Source organism: Loktanella agnita, assembly GCF_046640325.1.
GTDB lineage: Bacteria > Pseudomonadota > Alphaproteobacteria > Rhodobacterales > Rhodobacteraceae > Yoonia > Yoonia agnita.
The window spans coordinates 152,521-169,596 of record NZ_JBJMBF010000008.1; the positions used below are offsets into that span (position 1 = coordinate 152,521).

The 17,076-nt window shown below is 57.7% G+C and carries 21 protein-coding genes and 3 pseudogenes; 9 read left to right on the forward strand and 15 right to left on the reverse strand.

Annotation, left to right across the window (positions count from 1 at the left end):
• Positions 1-7: 7 nt before the first annotated feature.
• From ACJ5NV_RS11180 to ACJ5NV_RS11200, 5 genes and pseudogenes are all read right to left on the reverse strand, one after another.
• Positions 8-1,636 carry an ABC transporter substrate-binding protein gene (locus tag ACJ5NV_RS11180; protein ID WP_411643765.1) on the reverse strand — a complete coding sequence of 543 codons (1,629 nt, stop codon included), beginning with the start codon at positions 1,634-1,636 and terminating at the stop codon, positions 8-10.
• A gap of 425 nt (positions 1,637-2,061) precedes the next feature.
• The gene (locus ACJ5NV_RS11185) at positions 2,062-2,868 is read right to left on the reverse strand and encodes a sugar phosphate isomerase/epimerase family protein (protein ID WP_411643766.1); all 807 of its coding nucleotides are present in this window, start codon (positions 2,866-2,868) and stop codon (positions 2,062-2,064) included.
• A gap of 51 nt (positions 2,869-2,919) precedes the next feature.
• Complete coding sequence (locus tag ACJ5NV_RS11190) at positions 2,920-3,075, reverse strand: hypothetical protein (RefSeq protein ID WP_411643767.1); 156 nt, start codon at positions 3,073-3,075, stop codon at positions 2,920-2,922.
• Positions 3,076-3,431: 356 nt separating this feature from the next.
• Positions 3,432-3,896: pseudogene (locus ACJ5NV_RS11195) on the reverse strand (LysR substrate-binding domain-containing protein); the annotation flags it as partial.
• Positions 3,897-3,911: 15 nt separating this feature from the next.
• Positions 3,912-4,334 (reverse strand): LysR family transcriptional regulator, encoded by a 423-nt coding sequence (locus ACJ5NV_RS11200; RefSeq protein WP_411643768.1) that lies wholly within the window; start codon positions 4,332-4,334, stop codon positions 3,912-3,914.
• A gap of 118 nt (positions 4,335-4,452) precedes the next feature.
• Here ACJ5NV_RS11200 and ACJ5NV_RS11205 point away from each other — a divergent pair, with 118 nt between their 5' ends.
• The 5 genes and pseudogenes from ACJ5NV_RS11205 to ACJ5NV_RS11225 all read left to right on the forward strand — a co-directional run bounded on the left by ACJ5NV_RS11205 (position 4,453) and on the right by ACJ5NV_RS11225 (position 6,839).
• Complete coding sequence (locus ACJ5NV_RS11205) at positions 4,453-4,596, forward strand: hypothetical protein (RefSeq protein WP_411643769.1); 144 nt, start codon at positions 4,453-4,455, stop codon at positions 4,594-4,596.
• 8 nt (positions 4,597-4,604) lie between these two features.
• Positions 4,605-4,946 carry a DoxX family protein gene (locus tag ACJ5NV_RS11210; RefSeq protein ID WP_411643770.1) on the forward strand — a complete coding sequence of 114 codons (342 nt, stop codon included), beginning with the start codon at positions 4,605-4,607 and terminating at the stop codon, positions 4,944-4,946.
• Positions 4,933-5,121 carry a glutathione S-transferase family protein gene (locus ACJ5NV_RS11215; RefSeq protein ID WP_411643771.1) on the forward strand — a complete coding sequence of 63 codons (189 nt, stop codon included), beginning with the start codon at positions 4,933-4,935 and terminating at the stop codon, positions 5,119-5,121. Before ACJ5NV_RS11210 ends, ACJ5NV_RS11215 begins: the two co-directional genes overlap by 14 nt.
• Before the next feature lie 318 nt (positions 5,122-5,439).
• Positions 5,440-6,171, forward strand: a complete 732-nt coding sequence (locus tag ACJ5NV_RS11220) for a DODA-type extradiol aromatic ring-opening family dioxygenase (RefSeq protein WP_411643772.1) — start codon at positions 5,440-5,442, stop codon at positions 6,169-6,171.
• A gap of 26 nt (positions 6,172-6,197) precedes the next feature.
• Positions 6,198-6,839: pseudogene (locus ACJ5NV_RS11225) on the forward strand (NAD(P)-dependent oxidoreductase).
• A gap of 271 nt (positions 6,840-7,110) precedes the next feature.
• Here the strand turns inward: ACJ5NV_RS11225 and ACJ5NV_RS11230 are convergent.
• Together ACJ5NV_RS11230 and rpsU are read right to left on the reverse strand one after the other, a co-directional pair.
• Positions 7,111-8,520: pseudogene (locus tag ACJ5NV_RS11230) on the reverse strand (transposase).
• A gap of 255 nt (positions 8,521-8,775) precedes the next feature.
• A complete protein-coding gene (gene rpsU, locus ACJ5NV_RS11235) occupies positions 8,776-8,982 on the reverse strand; it encodes a 30S ribosomal protein S21 (RefSeq protein WP_008231221.1) in 207 nt (68 codons plus the stop codon).
• A gap of 108 nt (positions 8,983-9,090) precedes the next feature.
• Here rpsU and ACJ5NV_RS11240 point away from each other — a divergent pair, with 108 nt between their 5' ends.
• Complete coding sequence (locus ACJ5NV_RS11240) at positions 9,091-9,789, forward strand: COQ9 family protein (protein ID WP_411643773.1); 699 nt, start codon at positions 9,091-9,093, stop codon at positions 9,787-9,789.
• Between the two features lie 70 nt (positions 9,790-9,859).
• Positions 9,860-10,831, forward strand: coding sequence for an NAD(P)H-quinone oxidoreductase (locus ACJ5NV_RS11245; RefSeq protein WP_411643774.1), 972 nt, complete (start codon positions 9,860-9,862; stop codon positions 10,829-10,831).
• A gap of 4 nt (positions 10,832-10,835) precedes the next feature.
• On the opposite strand, the gene ACJ5NV_RS11250 is transcribed toward ACJ5NV_RS11245, so the two are convergent.
• From ACJ5NV_RS11250 to ACJ5NV_RS11285, 8 genes are all read right to left on the reverse strand, one after another.
• Complete coding sequence (locus tag ACJ5NV_RS11250) at positions 10,836-11,459, reverse strand: trimeric intracellular cation channel family protein (RefSeq protein WP_411643775.1); 624 nt, start codon at positions 11,457-11,459, stop codon at positions 10,836-10,838.
• On the reverse strand, positions 11,456-11,905 hold the full coding sequence (gene rnhA / locus ACJ5NV_RS11255) for a ribonuclease HI (RefSeq protein WP_411643776.1): 450 nt from the start codon (positions 11,903-11,905) through the stop codon (positions 11,456-11,458). Before rnhA ends, ACJ5NV_RS11250 begins: the two co-directional genes overlap by 4 nt.
• Before the next feature lie 88 nt (positions 11,906-11,993).
• Positions 11,994-12,590 (reverse strand): class I SAM-dependent DNA methyltransferase, encoded by a 597-nt coding sequence (locus tag ACJ5NV_RS11260; protein ID WP_411643777.1) that lies wholly within the window; start codon positions 12,588-12,590, stop codon positions 11,994-11,996.
• Positions 12,590-13,039 carry a DUF3429 domain-containing protein gene (locus tag ACJ5NV_RS11265; RefSeq protein WP_411643778.1) on the reverse strand — a complete coding sequence of 150 codons (450 nt, stop codon included), beginning with the start codon at positions 13,037-13,039 and terminating at the stop codon, positions 12,590-12,592. The genes ACJ5NV_RS11260 and ACJ5NV_RS11265 overlap by 1 nt, the downstream gene beginning before the upstream one ends.
• A complete protein-coding gene (locus tag ACJ5NV_RS11270; RefSeq protein ID WP_411643779.1) occupies positions 13,036-13,650 on the reverse strand; it encodes a LysE family translocator in 615 nt (204 codons plus the stop codon). Before ACJ5NV_RS11270 ends, ACJ5NV_RS11265 begins: the two co-directional genes overlap by 4 nt.
• A 223-nt stretch (positions 13,651-13,873) precedes the next feature.
• The gene (locus ACJ5NV_RS11275) at positions 13,874-14,263 is read right to left on the reverse strand and encodes a Rid family hydrolase (RefSeq protein WP_411643780.1); all 390 of its coding nucleotides are present in this window, start codon (positions 14,261-14,263) and stop codon (positions 13,874-13,876) included.
• Positions 14,260-15,210: a 4-hydroxy-3-methylbut-2-enyl diphosphate reductase gene (gene ispH, locus ACJ5NV_RS11280; RefSeq protein WP_411643781.1), complete on the reverse strand. Its 951-nt coding sequence runs from the start codon at positions 15,208-15,210 to the stop codon at positions 14,260-14,262. Before ispH ends, ACJ5NV_RS11275 begins: the two co-directional genes overlap by 4 nt.
• Positions 15,211-15,335: 125 nt before the next feature.
• Positions 15,336-15,908: a LabA-like NYN domain-containing protein gene (locus ACJ5NV_RS11285; protein ID WP_411643782.1), complete on the reverse strand. Its 573-nt coding sequence runs from the start codon at positions 15,906-15,908 to the stop codon at positions 15,336-15,338.
• A 111-nt stretch (positions 15,909-16,019) separates the two neighbouring features.
• Between ACJ5NV_RS11285 and folK the strand changes: the two genes are divergently transcribed.
• A complete protein-coding gene (gene folK / locus ACJ5NV_RS11290; protein WP_411643850.1) occupies positions 16,020-16,613 on the forward strand; it encodes a 2-amino-4-hydroxy-6-hydroxymethyldihydropteridine diphosphokinase in 594 nt (197 codons plus the stop codon).
• A gap of 96 nt (positions 16,614-16,709) precedes the next feature.
• Positions 16,710-17,063, forward strand: a complete 354-nt coding sequence (gene rpoZ / locus ACJ5NV_RS11295; RefSeq protein ID WP_411643783.1) for a DNA-directed RNA polymerase subunit omega — start codon at positions 16,710-16,712, stop codon at positions 17,061-17,063.
• Positions 17,064-17,076: the final 13 nt, after the last annotated feature.

Sequence of the window (17,076 nt, forward strand, 5' to 3'; positions counted from 1 at the left end):
AGGTCGATCAATCCGAAAGGTCGATCAATTCGAAATGGCTCAGGCCTGAGGATGTCGAACCCGGGAAGGTCCAGCTTTCGACAAGGTCGCTGTTCACCGCCACAGAGGCAGGCACCGTCGCCATCGGCAGGTGGGCGTAGCTGTCAAAGATGCGTGTGAACATCTCGTTCAGGGTCGCGTCACGCTGTTCGGGATCGGTTTCTTCGACCAGTGCGGCACCCATGGCGTTCAGTTCAGGATCGCCGACATCAAGGTGCGGGCTGGCCTGCGAGGTGAAGAAAATCTGAACCCCAAGCGCGCTTGGACGGACCGGTGCGTTGCGCATTGGCGTCACGAAATCAGCCGAGAAGCCGCGGATCGCAGTGTTGCCCGTCGCCCAGTCCTGTTCGCGCATCTCGGTCTGGATACCGGCGATGTCGAAATAGGCCTGCACAAGTTCGGCCATCTGCGCGAACTCGGGGTTGCCTGCAAGGCTGGTCACCACAAGCGGGATCTTCGGATTGTCGAAGGCGTCGGGGTAGCCTGCTTCTTCCAGCAATTCCGCCACTCGTTCAGGATCGTAGCCATAGGCGTCGTCGAAGCGTGCTTCGAGGTCTTCTGAGTATCCTTCAAAACGCGGGTCCATGGTGTAGACCGGCAGTTTGCGCACTTCGGGGCCATAAAGCGCCTCGAGGATGGCATCACGGTCCAGCGCGCGGTTCATCGCTTCGCGAACCCGCACGTCGGCCCAAGCATAGGTGCGGGCGTCGCGGTTTTCTTCGGCTTCGGGGTTCAGGAACTGGCCGGTGAACAGCATCGTTGTCTGCATCGCGCCTTCGCTGGACGCCAGAATGGTCTGGCCGGCCTCGGCTGCATCGTCTTGCAGATCGCGGGGCAGGGTGACGGCGTGCGCCTCACCGGCAGAGAGCATGGCAAGACGTGTGGACGGCTCGCTCACCCAGCGGAATTCGATCGCGTCATAGTCGGCGCTGACACCGCTCCAGTGGTCCTGAATAGTGCTGAATGTGATCGATTGACCGGTTTCGCGGCCTTCGTATTGGAACGGACCAGAGCCTGCGGGGGCGGTCTCGTATCCTTCGATGCCCTCGGCGTCGAACTGGGCCGTGCTGTAAATCGCCAGCGAGCCGCGACCGGCGTGGGAGAAGAGAAAGTTCGGCTCAGGCGATGGCAGGTCAAACCGGACGGTCTGATCGTCAACAGCAGTCACTTCGATCTCGCGGAAGGCGCTGATGCCGCTGAGCTTGGCATCGTCGCCGATGTGCAGGTTGAAGCTGTGAACCACATCTGCAGATGTTACAGGGCCCCAGTCGCCATTGAACTTGGCTTCGGGGTGCAGGCGGAATGTCCACGAGGTGAAGTCTTCGTTGTGCTCCCAGCTTTCGGCCAGCTGGCTGTTGTCATACTTGCCCGTTTCAGGGTCCTGCCCGACCAGCGTTTGCAGCGACGGCAGGATGAAAGCGCCTGTCGTGGTCCAATAGAGGTTCGAGTCCGCGCCAAGCGGGCTGACGGCGACAACGACAGTTTCTTGGGCCTGCGCCGCACCTGTCATGGTGGAGCTGAGGATCGTGCCGGCCAGCATTGCGGCTGTCACAGACTTGCCAGTGCGGCGGGTTAAAGTTTTGAAAGTGTAGGTCATAAGTGTTCCCTGTTTTGTGGTCGTTTTTCTTCGGAACCAGTCGATGCCGGGGTGCGAATTATTGTGCGATCACTGTGCAGGGCGGCGGATGGATTTGTATAATAGCAAAGCCAACTGACGACATAGTCAAAGGCAATGTGCAAATTTTGAATGCCGTACGTGGCCTTGGCGAAGGGCTGCATTAGGTAACGTTTTCAATTGCCTAACTGCGTTTGGCATTTTGTAGTCGCGATCTAGGCGGTGCTATGATGGGGGCCACCGTCGCTGAAAATCTAGGCGCTATGCGAAAACCCTCGGGCCATTTCGCCGTGCTGTGGCGCTGCGTTTTTGACAGAATCCGCATCGGGCAACAAAAAAGTGGCAGGCAGGATCCCCTGCCACTTTGATTGGTTCCAGACCCCTCGGAGCGGGGCTGTCATTCCGCGTTAGAGGATCGTGCGCAGATAGCCCAAAGAGGCCTCGAAGTCGCCTTCGATGTGCGGAATTCGTGCGGCTTCCAAGGCCAGCGTGCCGTCGTATCCGATGGTCTTCAACGCTTCGATCTGGCCCTTCACATTGGTCACGCCTGTCCCGTAGTGCTGCCATGTCATATTGCCGTCGATGAACTGGCCGTCTTTCAGGTGCACGTTGCGGATGAAGGGTTTGAGCTTTTCAAAACCGGCTTCAAAGGTCTCTTTTTCGGCCTCATACAGGTTGCCCGTATCCCAAACATAGCCAAAGCTGTCGCGGTTCACGGCCTCAAGCAGGGCAAGGCAGGCATCGCTTGTGTCAGCCCAAGTGCCTGGCAGGTTTTCCAGCTGGACGTTGATACCGCGGGCCGCTGCGCTGTCGACGACCTCACCCAACAGGTCAACAACTTGGTCAAATTCGGCTTTATCAGCGGTGGCGCTGCGTTGGGGCGCGAAAGTGATCAGCGTGTTGGTCCCCAGCTTTTCAGCCATGTCCATGCTCATGGTCCACAGACCCCCCTTGTGCAGCTCAACCATGTCACTGCCGACCTCCATGCCGATGAAGTTACCAGCAGAGGCAGCCGAGTAGGTGATGCCATATTTGTCCCGCGCGCCTTTCAGCACGTCCCACGCCTGACCAGTTAGCAGGGGAAAGCGCTTGGCCTCGACGGTGCGGGCCTCAAAAATGGTGATACCGTGATCAACGGCGGTTTTCAGGATCGTATCAAGTGTTCCCGGGGCGGTCAGCGGTGCGACTTCATTGGTGACTGCAGCTAGTTTCATGGGGCGAATAGGCTTTCTGTTTTGAGGCCGCGATGGTTGCGCGGCAAGGGTTCACACCACGCCTTCGCGCAGCGGTTCAGGTTTAAAGATGAAGAGCATCCCGATCGACAAGAGGGCCAAACGGGCCGTCCGGCGGCGCGCACAACAGATGCGCGCCGTGCTAACCGGATCATGATCGGTGGCAGCGGACTTGGAAAATACAATCACGGCATGTCGCCATAGCTAACCTGTATGGCGGATGCGCGCCTGCCCAAAATCAGATGACATTTAAGGTCTGCTGGAAGCCCATTCGGCAGCGTTGGCGTTGCATTACGTCCCTATCTCAGAGTGCGCTTTCGTATGTACTGCTAAATCATCGAGACCCCAGATGTAATGACCGAACAGTTGCATGACTTCGCTAAAGAAGGCAGTGAGCTGGAGCTATCGGAGGCAGCCTTAGGTGCAGTTGCAATGGGTGTTAATCAGGTGTCGAGTGTCACGAGGTGCGGGTTAAGCCTTAGGGATGTGGTGCGGATATTGGCCGCTGTCGCGCGGAATATCTGGCGATATCGCTCTCTCAGGACCTAGGTCCTATCGCCGTGTGCAATCAACTGCATGAGGAAAGCGCCAGCTGGTCCCAATGACCTATCTTTGTACGTTGTCACAACAGTTTTGAAACGCGGCATCGTGTTGGACGACCCCCATTGCATGGACCTTAATTCCACGAGGTCGCCGCGGGTCAGATCATCTTGCACCAACGGTCGCGGCATGGAGCCCCAGCCGATCCCGTCCTTGACCAGATCATAGCGCAACCGAACGTCGCTAACGCGCCATTGATTAACAGCCACCACACCGAAAACGGCGCCGTCGCCTACAGCTTTGGGGTCTGAGACAACGACTTGAAGATGATCGCGCATCGCCTCATTCGGGAAATGAGGCGGGAGTTTCGCGAGCGGATGGTCCGACGTGGCGACGGCTACAAAATCCATCTCTGCGACGTGCAGTCTTTCCAAATTAGGCTCGGGCTTTGGTGATTGCAGGAACAAGCCAAAATCGGCGTCATGCTACAAAAGCTGGCGGGCTGCATCCATCGGGGGCACCGCGTTGATCCTGAGCTGCACCATGGGATATCTTTCCTGGAATTTTTGCAGCGCTGTTGCGATCAACGAAAGCGGTAAGAACGTCTCGACCACCAGCGCCAACTCCGCCTCGACGCCCTGCGCCATGCTTTGCGCCTGCACACGAAATTCGCCTACGTCATCCAATACTCGGCGCACACGTGGGAGCAAGGCACGGCCCTGTTCCGTGAGCGTGGGCCGATAGGCTTGCCGGTCAAACAGCAAAACACCGGTTTGGTCCTCTAGTTTTTGAATAGCATAGGTGATGGCCGATTGCGCGCGCCCGAGCTTTCGCGCGGCGGCGGCAAAGCTGCCTTCCTCGACAATGCTCAGGAAGACGGTGCACTGGTCCAGAGTGATCGCATCCATAAAATTCAGATTATCTGAACGTGTTTTTCTAAAATATCCCTATTTTTTAGTTTTCGCGATGTCCGTATCTCTGGCTCAGGCGGGGAATGCCCCGTCCGGATCTGAAAGGAATACAAAAATGATCAGCACAACATTAAACGTGGCACCCGTATCCAAGGACACCAATATCGGACTCTGGGCAGCCCAAGTGATTGGTGCGGCCCTGTTCTTCATGTCCGGCGCGATGAAGCTTTTCACGCCGTTCCCGACCTTGCTGCGATGATGCCTTGGGTGGACGAGTATTCTGAAACCTTCGTGCGCTTCATCGGCGTAGTCGATATTGCTGGTGGTCTTGGGCTGTTGCTGCCCTCGCTGACACGGACCATGCCACGCCTGACTGTTCTTGCCGCCGCGGCCTGTGTGCTGCTGCAGGTTCTTGCTATCGGGTTTCACGCGATGCGCGGTGAATTCGACGTGCTGCCCTTGAACGCTGTCTACATCGCGTTGGCCTTGATCGTGTTGTGGGGCCGTGGCCGCAAAGCCCCCAATCGCCACGCGCGGATAGTTTTGATGCCTCGACATCAAGCCAGGCCCAACACGTCAAAAAGAAAGCCCGATCATGAAAATCTATAATGGAAGCTTCTCAGCCAATACCCTGCGTGTTTGGGCCGTTGCTTTGGAGCTTGGCCTTGATGCAGAGACCGTTGAAATCAATGTCATGGGCGGTGAAAACAAGTCCGATGACTATCGTACGATCAATCCGAACTGGAAAGTCCCTGCACTTGGAGACGACGGTGTGATCATTTGAGAAAGCCGCGCCATCACGGTCTATTTGGCAGGCAGAAAGCCTGAAGCGGCCCTGTATTCGGACGATATTGCCACACGTGCACAGGTAGATCAGTGGTCCTATTGGCAGGCGCTCTAGCCTGCCCCAGCCAATTCCAAAGTCTCTATAGAACGCTTCATCAAATTCAAATTTGGATGGGGCATCTTGCGACGAATGCCCCTTCTGACCGTCCGAAAACCGCAGTTTGAATCCTAAAAAATCGAGTGAGAATAGCGTGTCCAATCCACTCCCCACCTACTTTATCTCCCATGGCGGTGCCCGTGCTCTTGGGTCCCCCCGATGCGAGACTTCTTCGCCCCGCTTGAAGCCTCTCTCAAGCAGATGATCGCAGACCACGGCGAACGACCCAAAGCGATCCTGATGATCTCGGGTCATTGGGAAGAGGACGAGGTGGCGATCATGGGTGCCGCCAAGCCGCCGATCATCTACGACTATTCGGGCTTCCTGCCGCATACTTATGAAATCACCTATGATGCCCCCGGCGCGCCAGACGTCGCCGCCCGCGCGCTCGAACTGTTGCAGCTGGCAGGGATTGCGGCACATATCGACCCCGATCGTAGGTTCGACCACGGGCTTTTTGCCCCGATGGAGGTCATGTACCCGAACGCGGACATGCCGATCTTTCAGGTGTCGATGCTGAAATCCTATGATCCCGCAGATCACTTTGCGATTGGTCGGGCGCTGAAGCCCTTGCGCGACGAGGGCATCGTGATCGTCGGATCGGGCCTGAACTTTCACAACCAGCGCCTGACCCGCGGCGACAGCAAAGGGCCTTCGGCAGAGTTCGACGCATGGCTGTTTGAGGCAATGATGGCGGCACCCGACAAAAGACGGCGAACCATGCTTGACTGGGAAAGCGCCCCCGCTGCGCGCATCTGCCACGAAGAAGAGGACCACCTTGTGCCGATCTTTGTCGCGCTCGGGGCCGCAGAAGATGAACCGGCCGAGCGCATTTATCACCACACCAGCGAAATGACCGGCATCACCGTGTCAAATTACAAATTTGGCTAATCCCGACCACTTGAATGGAACTCAACATGAAACTTCTCGTACTCGGCGCCAGCGGGCGCACCGGCCAACATATCGTCGACCAAGCCCTGTCGCGAGGCCACCAAGTCACTGCCTTGGTCCGTAATCCTGACAGCATTGCAGCGCAGGATGGCCTGAAACTGTTCAAAGGCACGCGCACCAATGCCGCTGACCTTGCGAGCGCAGATCAAGGAACTGACGCCATTCTGGTGGCACTCAACAATCCGCGCGCCTCTGACGCGCCGTGGTTAAAGCCGATCACCACCGAAATGATACTATCCAAGGTCGCAGAAAATATCATCGCGCTTGGCAAAAAGCGCGTCGTCTTCCTGTCGGCCGCAGGTGACTGAGACAGTTTTGAAACTGCCCCATGGTTCATGCGATTCATGATCAAGCGCACTAAGCTGAGCTACGCATACGCCGATCACGATAGCGTAGAACAGGCATTTCGTGTCTCTGATGCGTCCTGGACGCTGGTGCGCGCCATGGGTCTGTCCAACAGCGACAAGGAAAAAAGCCTGATCGTTGGAACCGCAACCACACCAAAGCCAAGTATGATGATTCGCCGTAGCGCCGTCGCTCGCTTTATGCTGGATGCTGCTGAAAAGGGCATTCACATTGGGGGAGCTCCTGTAGTCTCCGAAGAATAGACCGGACGGTCAGTTCGGCTTGATTGGGCTCGCGGAAACTGAAAAAGACGAGCGCTTCTCGGCTTCGGGGAAGCGCTCTCAGAGCCCAAAGGCGATATTTTCGTATCGTTTATTGCCGCGCAACCTACCGTTGGGCCTGCCCATGTAGCCAAGTGTTAAAGGCGGCCGTTCGACTTACCTGACATCAATGACCGCTCAGTCCAGATAGTGTTGAAGAAGTCGGGGTTTGAGTCTCCGATGGGCGAAGCCCAAAACAGCTGGGCCGTTCCTCTCAGCCTGTTGGTTCTGTTTGCGGGACCAGCTTGGCGAGTTTTCTGAGGTTCTGTGCCGTGGCCGCGAGCTGGAACTGTTCGTATGCGCCTTTGGGTCCTCCAAGTCGCATCATCGGTACGCCGATGTATCGCTTCAGATGGGCAAACAGCATCTCGACTTTCCGCCTCTGAATGAACGAGGTCATGTAGGCATCGGTTTTGCTGATATCGCGAGCGACGGTCCGGCATTGGGCCGCCATCGGTCCGAGGCCTATGCCGGACGACTGCTTCGTGGACGGATCGCATCACGCGTCGACCAGGGTCGCCAGGACAACACTGCGGTTTGAGCGGGCAGGCATCGCAGTCGTGCTTTGAGGCGCGGTATCGGATGAAGCCGTCTTTGCCGCCGTTTGCCTTTCGCGGCTTGGAGAAGTGCCGGCGATATGTTCGCAACTCTTTGTTGCCTGGGCATGTGTAGCTGTCGGTCGCGGGGTCGTAGACGAAGTCTTCGCGCGAGAACGTGCCGTCCGTTCGTTTGGATTTATCCCAGACCGGAATGTGTGGAGCGATACCGCGCTCTTCCACCAACCAGCCCAACATCTCCGCTGATCTATAGCCTGTATCGCCGACCATCTTGTCGGGTGTCATGTCAAAGCGATCGGTAATCCGGTCGATCATTCGGCGTGCCGCAAAGGCCTCGGCAGTTCTGATTGGAACCAACGGTTCAATGTCGACGATCACCGCATTGTCCAAATCCACCATATAGTTGGTGGAATATGCGAAGAAGGTTGCCCCGCCATCTGCTCCTGTCCAGCGTGCGTCGGGATCGACTGGTGAGATGTATCTGGGCACAACTTTAGTAGACGCGCCAAAGGCCGCATCATCCAGCGTTTCGAGATATTCAGCGACCACGCGAGTGGTCAGTTCGGGGGGCAGACCTTCCTTGCTTTCAATCCCGCGTGTTTGGTTCGCATTCGCTGGGATCAGACTTGCATCGACGCCAAAGCTTTCGCCACCGACCAGGCCCTCATCGATGCATCGCTGTCGCACCGTTTCAAACAGGTGGTGGAACAAGCCACTCTGCCGGAAACGGCCGTGCCGGTTCTTCGAAAAGGTCGAATGGTCAGGCACCGGATCGGTTAAGTCGAGCTTGCAAAACCACCTGTACGCCAGGTTGACGTGCACCTCTTCACAGAGCCGCCGTTCAGACCTGATGCCTTGGCAATAGCCATGCAGCAGCATCCGGATCATCACTCAGGGTCAACCGAAGGACGTCCATGAGAGTTATAGGATGAAGCCAGCAGTGGGCGGACGTCAGATAAATCGAGAAACCGATCTATGCCGCGCAAGGGATGATCAGCAGGCACAAACTCCTCAATCGAGAACGCATAAAACAGCGCGCCTTGCGCTACCTGCCTTGGTCCCATCATCGCCGTACCTCCACTCTCAAACAGAGTGAATCAGCGGCAGACCAACCAAGCAACGGACTTTTTCAACACTATCCGCAAAGCAGAACTTGGAGTAACTGGCAGCGAAAGACCGCTCCCTGCCCATTGTTCCAGCGGCTGGCTGAAGCGACGTTAGCTATGAACTGTGACCCGCCAAGACCCTATACATCGGCAATTTCATAAAAAACCCCGCCTGATTGCTCAGACGGGGTTCGCGTTGTCACGTCGGGGTTTGCTTTACAGCAGACCTTCGCGTTGCAGCTTCTTGCGCGCCAGCTTACGCTGACGGCGGATGGCTTCGGCTTTTTCGCGTGCTTTGCGCACGGACGGTTTTTCGAAATGCTGCTTGAGCTTCATTTCACGGAACACGCCCTCGCGCTGAAGCTTTTTCTTCAGGGCACGCAACGCCTGATCGACGTTGTTATCACGAACACTAACCTGCATGTGGTTTTCACCACCTCTCTAAGTTGGATTTGCAAAAATTGCAGGAAGTGGGCAGATAGCAAAGGCGGGCTAGTTTGTCTAGTACCTGCGCAAAGAAGGAGAGCCTCTATGATGACCGCCCCTGTCGACCCTGCAAAAGATCAACTGCTGGATGCCATATTGCCCCACGTCGCATTCGAGGGCTGGGCCCCATCCGCCTTTAACGCCGCCGTGGCCGAGGTGGATATCGACCCGGCCCATGCCCGCACCCTATGCCCCCGTGGCGCGATCGACCTTGCCGTCGCTTATCATGAACGGGGCGATGCAGCGATGGTGACCGCCCTCAAGCAGGCTGACCTGTCCGAAATGCGGTTCCGCGACAAGGTTGCCCATGCGATCCGCCTGCGTGTCCGCGCCATTGATGATAAAGAGGCCGTCCGCCGTGGCACCGCCCTGTTCGCCCTGCCACATATGGCCCCTGAAGGGTCAAAACTCATCTGGGGCACCGCCGACAAGATCTGGGATGCGCTTGGCGATACCTCGCGCGATGTGAACTGGTACACAAAGCGGCTGACATTGTCGGGTGTCTATGCATCTGTCGTGCTTTACTGGCTGGGTGATGACAGTCTGGACGCGCAGGCCACCGATGCCTTTATCGACCGGCGGATCGACGACGTGATGCAGTTTGAACAGGTCAAGGCGCAGGTCCGCAACAATCAACTGCTGAAACCTGTCACTGGCCCGCTGTCGCGCCTGCTGTCCGGGATCAAGGCCCCCAATCGGGTCCCAGAGGTCGATCTGCCCGGCGTGTGGCGCGATCCAAACTAGCGCCCAAGGGGTTTGTCAAACCGGCCCGCCTGTTCCATAGCTGTGTAAACAGCATCCGAAGGGGGCCGACATGCAAGCAATCGAGATTTCCAAGCCGGGCGGGCCAGAGGTTCTGACCCTGACCCAGCGCCCGATGCCCGAACCTGCCTATGATCAGGTGGTAATCAAAGTGGCCTATGCCGGGGTGAACCGGCCTGACGCGCTGCAACGGGCCGGGCTTTATAACCCGCCCCCCGGTGCCAGCGATTTGCCGGGGCTGGAAGCGGCCGGGGAGGTCGTATCGGTCGGTGCCGGTGTCACATGGCCACAACCGGGCGATCAGGTCTGCGCGCTACTGCCCGGCGGCGGCTATGCGGAATATGTGGCGACCCCTGCCGCCCATTGCTTGCCAGTCCCCGACGGTCTGAGCTTGAAACAGGCAGCCTGCCTGCCCGAAACCTTTTTCACCGTCTGGTCGAATGTATTCATGCGTGGCGGTCTGCAAGCGGGAGAGCGGTTCCTTGTCCATGGTGGCAGTTCCGGGATCGGCACAACGGCGATCCAACTGGCGCGGGTCATGGGCGCACGGGTTTTTGCGACGGCGGGGTCGGATGATAAATGCACCGCCTGCAGTGATTTGGGCGCGGATCTGGCAATCAATTACAAAACCGATGATTTCGTCGCGAAAGTGCAAGCCGAAGGTGGCGCGGATGTGATCCTCGATATGGTTGGCGGGTCCTATATTCAGCGGAACCTCAAGGCGCTGGCGGATGATGGGCGGCTGGTGCAGATCGCTTTCCTGCAAGGACCCAAGGCAGAGCTGAGCTTGGTCCAACTGATGACCCGGCGTCTGACAATGACCGGATCAACCCTGCGCCCGCAATCTGATCTGGCCAAAGCGCGGATCGCCGATGCGCTGCGCAGTCATGTCTGGCCGCTGCTTGATGCCGGACGGGTTGCGCCGGTGATGGATCAGGAATTTGCCCTGACCGATGCCGCCGCCGCCCATGCCCGTATGGAGAGCAGCGAACATATCGGAAAGATCGTGCTGCGCGTCAGCTGACGGGCTATTGGCGCGGCGGAAAGGCCTTGTAGACGGGCAACCGCCAGCCAAAGCGCAGACTGCCCGCGCGTAGGGCGAATGTGGTGGCCGCGCAGCCCAGCAGCGCCACGGACATGGGCAAACCGGTATAAAGGACCAACAGCGTGACAGAGGCCCCGGCCAGCGCGCAGGTCACATAAAGCTCGCCTTGGCGCAGGACCAGCGGCACCTCGTTACAGACCACATCCCGCATCAGACCGCCGAAACATCCGGTGACAATACCCATGATGATAACGATGGCCGGTGGCTGCCCCATCGCCAGTGCGACGGCCACACCTGCCGGAACCGCGACGGCCAGCGCGCAGGCATCCAGCCACAAGATCGCGCGATAGCGGCTTTCCAACAGATGCGCCGTGAAGAAGGTCAAAAATGCTGCAAGGGCGGCAAGCCCGATATAGCCGGGATTGGCGACCCAAAACACGGTGTCCCGGTTCAGGATGATATCGCGCAGCGTGCCGCCGCCGACGGCCGTCAGGCTCGCGATGAAGATAAAACCAAAGATATCCAGCTGCGCCCGGCTGGCCACCAATGCCCCCGACAAAGCAAAAACAAAGACCGAGGCGTAATCAAGCAGGCTGAGCAGTGTCATTTTTTGAACGGCGCCATGCCCGCGCGCGCCAGTGCGTCAGCGCGTTCGTTTTCTGGGTGTCCCGCATGGCCTTTGACCCATTCCCAAGTCACATCATGGCGCGCGTTGGCCGCATCCAGCCGCTGCCAGAGTTCAAGGTTTTTGATCGGTCCACCGCTTTTCTTCCAGCCTTTTTTCTTCCAGCCGTGAATCCATTTGGTGATCCCGTCTTTCACATAAGAGCTGTCAGTCACAACGGTCAGCTTGGTTGATTTTGAAAGCGTCTCTAGCGCGTTGATCGCGGCCAGCAATTCCATGCGGTTGTTGGTGGTCTGCGGCTCACCGCCTTTCAGCTCGCGCTCTTTAACGACGGTATCCCCGTCGCGGGCGATCAGCAGCGCACCCCAGCCGCCGGGGCCGGGATTGCCCGAACAGGCCCCATCGGTATAGGCAAAAAGTGCAGCCATTTTCGTTTCCCCATGTCACATAAGTTGCGGAGGGTTTCCACGGCTGGGCACCGAAACGCAAGCGCGAATAGCGCGCCGTGGGGGACGCTCAGCTTTGTTTTTTGGCGCGGATAATCACAATCGGGTCCATCGTGCCAGCGGCACCGCGCTCTTCGCTTTCCTCCGTCGCAAGAACCTTGAAGCCCGCGTCATGCAGTAACTGCTCAAGCTCGTTGACGCTGACATAGGTGTAATTGCGGTCCAAGCTATCACGTTCTTCGCCTGTGCCGGTTTTCATCCCGATATGAAACACACCCTCGGAACGCAGGGCGGTGGCAATAGCGCGCAGATGCCGGGGCAGGTCGGCATGTGGGGCGTGCAGCAGGCTGAAATTGGCCCAGACGCCGTCATAGGCGGCGGTCGCATCCAGATCGTCAAAGGTCATATAGCGCGCACCGATGTCATGGGCGTTATTCGCCAGATCAATAAGCCCCTGTGATGCATCAACCGGGTCAGGCCGAAACCCTGCCGCGCGCATGTGCACGGATGCCCGCGCCGGGCCACAGCCAAGATCCAGCACCTCTGCCCCGGCAGGTAGCAGCGCCATAAAGGCGCGCAGGTTCGCGCCTGGCGCGCCTGTGCGGGTCAGTTGGTCATATTTTTCCGCAGCGGCATTATACCACGCGATTGTTTTTTCATCAGGCATCAGAGCACCACAGGAAGAAATGTAAGAACGACGATTGTGGTCAGCAGCACCCGCAGGTGCATCCACCACGGCGGGGCCAAAGCCAACCGCCAGAAATGCCAGTCCAGCAGAAGCAGCGCAAGGAAACCCACGATCAGGTTCATCGCTGCCGTGACCGGGCCACCGCCGGTCATCAGGAACGCCCAAAGGGCAGGGATGACCGACAGAATATACCCCGCAGTGGCCGCCCGTCCGGTCGCCTTGGTCCCAAACCCCCACAGCACACCCGACATAAACGACAGGATCACCGCGCCATAGAAAAGTTGCACATGGGGGCCGACAAAGCGACCGCCCATCCGCAATTGCCCCCACAGGCCCAACTCTGGCCAAAGCACGGTCATCGCGCCCCAAAGAAACGGGATCAGCCCGGCAAGGCCAAGGATCAGGGCAGAGCGGGGAATCGGGGTCATGTTTTCTCCAGTGCCAGACGCAGGCCAAGGGCCGCAAAAATACCGGCGAATGCGCGACCCAGCCAGCGCATGATCGCCGCGCTTTGCAGGACCCAATCGCGGGCAAAGGCGGCAAAAACGCCGTAGATGACAAAGATCACAAACGTCATCGCCATAAAGATCACGCCAAGCCCGACCATTTCGGCCGTCGCGGTTGCCGGATTGCCGGACAGAAATGGCGGTAGCAGTGCGAGGAAAAAGATCGACAGCTTGGGGTTCAAAATATTGATCAGCGCCCCACGCCGGGCAATGGCAAAGCTGGATTGTCCTGCGTTATCGGCCCGCACTGCCAGCGCGCCGTCGGATTGCAGCGCCTGCCACGCAAGGTACAGCAGATAGGCGACCCCGGCGAATTTTATGACCTGAAACAGCAGGGCGCTGGTATGCAGCAGAGCCGCCAGACCCAGCGTGGCCGCTGCAAGATGTGGCACGATCCCGAAGGTACAGCCGACAGCCGCTGCAATTGCGGCCCGGCGACCCTGTCCCAACCCAAGCGCCAGCGTGTAGATCACCCCCGTGCCGGGCGCGATGCAAACCACCAATGCGGTGAAGATAAATTGCAGACTGATCATATGTGCGGCTCCACCATGCGGCAAACACCGGGATAATCGGTGACCCGTCCCGCGCTGTCCACCGTCAACTGGGCCTGAAAACCGCTGTTGAGGTTTAAATACACATATTGATCACCGCGACGATGATAGCGCAGCGCTTTGGTGATGCGATCTCCGCAATATCTCTACTGCCTCCAGTCCATTTCCAGCAGAGCTTTTTGACCTAGATCGCATGCATATCGGGTCAGGCGGCCCTGGCAATCACGCGGATTTCTACCAATGCGCCGGCCCGACGCAGCCCTGCCACCTCGACGGCGGTCCAGGCCGGGTAGGGCTGTTGCACGTATGCAGCATGCACTGCTTCAAAGGTTTCAAAATGGGCTGCGATGTCGATGTGATAGCTTGTCATTTCGACGACCGCCCCAAAATCGCTATCTGCAGCCGCGAGCGATGCTGCAATCTTATCAAAAGCGGCGCGAAACTGCATTTCCGGATCGGCGGGCATGGTGCCATCAGGCGCGCTGCCGGTCATCCCGGTCAGAAACAGATGCCCGTTTGATATTATACTGTGTGAAAGTCTCAGCGGTATATTGCGCGCGTCGTGGCCGGGTGGATAGATTGCCCTTTGGCTCACGCTGGTTCGCGCAGCACGCGGGGCACTTTGAATTCCACGTTTTCCTCAGCGGTCACGACCATTTCGACGGTGACATCATAGCGGTCGCGGAAGGCGTCAACGACCTCGTTGATCAGCACTTCTGGGGCTGATGCACCAGCGGTGATCCCCATGGATGCGATCCCTTCCAGCGCGCGCCAGTCGATATCGGTGGCACGCTGGACCAGTTGGGCATAGGCGCAGCCCGCCCGCGCGCCGACCTCGACCAGCCGTTTGGAGTTGCTTGAATTAGGCGCCCCTACGACCAGCATCGCATCGCATTGCGGGGCCATTGCCTTGACTGCCTCTTGCCGGTTGGTGGTGGCGTAGCAAATGTCTTCTTTATGTGGGCCAACGATGGCGGGAAACCGGTCTTTCAGGGCGGCGACAATATCAATTGTGTCATCGACTGACAGTGTGGTCTGGGTAACAAAGGCAAGCTTTGACGGATCGCGAACCTGCACCCTCGCGACATCGGCGGGGGTTTCTACCAAAAGCACTTCGCCTGCGGGCAACTGACCCATGGTGCCGATGGTTTCAGGGTGGCCTGCATGGCCAATCATGATCATCTGCAACCCATTCTCGGCATGGCGTTGCGCCTCGATATGGACCTTACTGACCAGCGGGCAGGTGGCATCAACATAGATCATCTCGCGGGCTTGCGCGGCGGCAGGCACCGATTTCGCGACACCATGGGCCGAAAAGATCACCGGGCGGTCGTCAGGGCAATCGTCCAGCTCTTCGACAAACACAGCTCCTTTGGCGCGCAGATCATCGACGACGTATTTATTATGCACGATCTCGTGGCGGACATAGACGGGCGCGCCCCATTTTTCCAAAGCCATTTCGACGATCTTGATGGCGCGGTCCACACCGGCGCAAAACCCGCGCGGCGCAGCAAGATACAATGTCAGTGGGGGTTTTGTCATGGGGGCCTCCGGTTACTGGTACAGAGGTAAGGGCTCTGAGGCATTAGGTCCAGAGGCGGGACGGCGCACCATGAGTGGATGATGCGCCTTGGTGATGCGGCAGGTTGCCCCGCCGCATCCCAGCATTAGCTTTCTTCCGAAACTTCTGCGGCTGGTTCCGGACGGGGTTCGCGTGCCGGGCGTCCCACCACGTCACGTAATTCATCCAGTTCGATAAAGTTGTCTGCCTGACGGCGCAGTTCATCTGCGATCATCGGTGGCTGGCTGCGGATTGTCGATACGACAGAGACCCGCACTCCTTTGCGCTGCAGCGCCTCGATCAGTGGACGGAAATCCCCGTCACCCGAGAATAGCACGACGTGATCAACATGGGGGGCCAATTCCATGGCATCGACTGCAAGTTCGATATCCATATTGCCCTTGACCTTACGCCGGCCCATACTGTCGGTGTATTCCTTGGCCGGCTTTGTCACCATGGTGAAGCCGTTATAATGGAGCCAGTCCACCAGCGGCCGAATAGGTGAGTATTCGTCATTCTCCAGCAAGGCCGTATAGTAAAATGCGCGCAACATCTTTCCACGCCGCATAAACTCTTGCCGAAGAAGTTTGTAATCGATGTCAAATCCGAGAGACTTAGCCGCTGCGTATAGATTTGAGCCATCGATGAAGAGCGCCAATCGCTCGTCCCGATAAAACATTAAATGTCCTTCCGAATAACAGTCTTGCGATGTTGTTCGCTCCTGAGTGGTTTTGGTAATGCAAGACCTAGCATACATTAAGGTTTCAGAATGCGGAGGCAAGTCTCCAATATGAACGAATTCGGCCAATTCACGCTGATAGCGCTGGGCAGCAATCAAAATTCCATTTGGGGCGACGTAACGACAACTATAAAAAAAGCGATGCACGTGATCACAAGCTTCGCAGAAAGCGATGTGATTTCAAGTCATTTGTATCAAACCCCTGCGTTCCCAAAAGAAGCAGGTCCCGATTTTGTGAATGCTGTCATAGGCTTGTACACAAATGCGTCATCTGAAAAAATATTGTCAAAACTTCACGCAATTGAGGCAGAAGCAAGGCGCGAGCGAAAACATCGCTGGGGGCAGCGCACGCTTGACCTTGATCTGATTGCTGTCGGAAACAGCGTGTTTCCAGATTTGACCACGTATGCCGCATGGCGTGATCTGTCGATTTCCGAACAACGACAGCGTGCACCTGATCAATTGATCCTGCCGCATCCGCGCTTGCAGGACCGTGCCTTTGTGTTGGTGCCGCTCGCCGATGTTGCCCCGGACTGGGTGCATCCGGTGCTGGGCGAATCTGTGACGGCCCTATTGCGCAAGTGCCCGGCAGAAGATCTTGCCGCGATCACCCGACTGGACGCGCCAGACCATGGGCCGCCTTGAAAAAAAGACTTTCAGGCAAGGCGCGCAGGGCTTGTCAATCCCTTTTGGACGTTCTAGACAGACGCCTTCCTGACCTCTTGCTTTTGGAGTATGTCCATGGCCCGCGTGACCGTTGAAGACTGCGTCGATAAAGTTCCCAACCGGTTTGAACTGGTGATGCTTGCAGCCCATCGGGCGCGCGAAATCTCGTCTGGTGCCGCGCTGACCGTGAACCGCGACAACGACAAAAACCCTGTTGTCTCCCTGCGCGAAATTGCAGAAGAAACCCAGCAAGCCGACGATCTGCGCGAGCGGATGATCGAAGCCAACCAAAGCCAGATCGAAGTCGACGAACCAGAAGAAGACAGCATGTCACTTCTGATGGGTGCCGAACAGGACAAACCAGTCGAGGACGATATGTCCGAAGAAAAATTGCTGCGCGCGCTGATGGAAGCGCAGGGGCAGCGTTAAGGCCGCTAACCGG

Bases quoted from the DNA above. Each gene is read 5' to 3' on its own strand.
- ACJ5NV_RS11180 (WP_411643765.1), bottom strand. From the start codon at position 1,636: ATGACCTACACTTTCAAAACTTTAACCCGCCGCACTGGCAAGTCTGTG.
- ACJ5NV_RS11185 (WP_411643766.1), bottom strand. From the start codon at position 2,868: ATGAAACTAGCTGCAGTCACCAATGAAGTCGCACCGCTGACCGCCCCG.
- ACJ5NV_RS11200 (WP_411643768.1), bottom strand. From the start codon at position 4,334: ATGGATGCGATCACTCTGGACCAGTGCACCGTCTTCCTGAGCATTGTC.
- ACJ5NV_RS11205 (WP_411643769.1), top strand. From the start codon at position 4,453: ATGATCAGCACAACATTAAACGTGGCACCCGTATCCAAGGACACCAAT.
- ACJ5NV_RS11215 (WP_411643771.1), top strand. From the start codon at position 4,933: ATGAAAATCTATAATGGAAGCTTCTCAGCCAATACCCTGCGTGTTTGG.
- ACJ5NV_RS11220 (WP_411643772.1), top strand. From the start codon at position 5,440: ATGCGAGACTTCTTCGCCCCGCTTGAAGCCTCTCTCAAGCAGATGATC.
- rpsU (WP_008231221.1), bottom strand. From the start codon at position 8,982: ATGCAGGTTAGTGTTCGTGATAACAACGTCGATCAGGCGTTGCGTGCC.
- ACJ5NV_RS11240 (WP_411643773.1), top strand. From the start codon at position 9,091: ATGATGACCGCCCCTGTCGACCCTGCAAAAGATCAACTGCTGGATGCC.
- ACJ5NV_RS11245 (WP_411643774.1), top strand. From the start codon at position 9,860: ATGCAAGCAATCGAGATTTCCAAGCCGGGCGGGCCAGAGGTTCTGACC.
- ACJ5NV_RS11250 (WP_411643775.1), bottom strand. From the start codon at position 11,459: ATGACACTGCTCAGCCTGCTTGATTACGCCTCGGTCTTTGTTTTTGCT.
- rnhA (WP_411643776.1), bottom strand. From the start codon at position 11,905: ATGGCTGCACTTTTTGCCTATACCGATGGGGCCTGTTCGGGCAATCCC.
- ACJ5NV_RS11260 (WP_411643777.1), bottom strand. From the start codon at position 12,590: ATGCCTGATGAAAAAACAATCGCGTGGTATAATGCCGCTGCGGAAAAA.
- ACJ5NV_RS11265 (WP_411643778.1), bottom strand. From the start codon at position 13,039: ATGACCCCGATTCCCCGCTCTGCCCTGATCCTTGGCCTTGCCGGGCTG.
- ACJ5NV_RS11270 (WP_411643779.1), bottom strand. From the start codon at position 13,650: ATGATCAGTCTGCAATTTATCTTCACCGCATTGGTGGTTTGCATCGCG.
- ispH (WP_411643781.1), bottom strand. From the start codon at position 15,210: ATGACAAAACCCCCACTGACATTGTATCTTGCTGCGCCGCGCGGGTTT.
- ACJ5NV_RS11285 (WP_411643782.1), bottom strand. From the start codon at position 15,908: ATGTTTTATCGGGACGAGCGATTGGCGCTCTTCATCGATGGCTCAAAT.
- folK (WP_411643850.1), top strand. From the start codon at position 16,020: ATGAACGAATTCGGCCAATTCACGCTGATAGCGCTGGGCAGCAATCAA.
- rpoZ (WP_411643783.1), top strand. From the start codon at position 16,710: ATGGCCCGCGTGACCGTTGAAGACTGCGTCGATAAAGTTCCCAACCGG.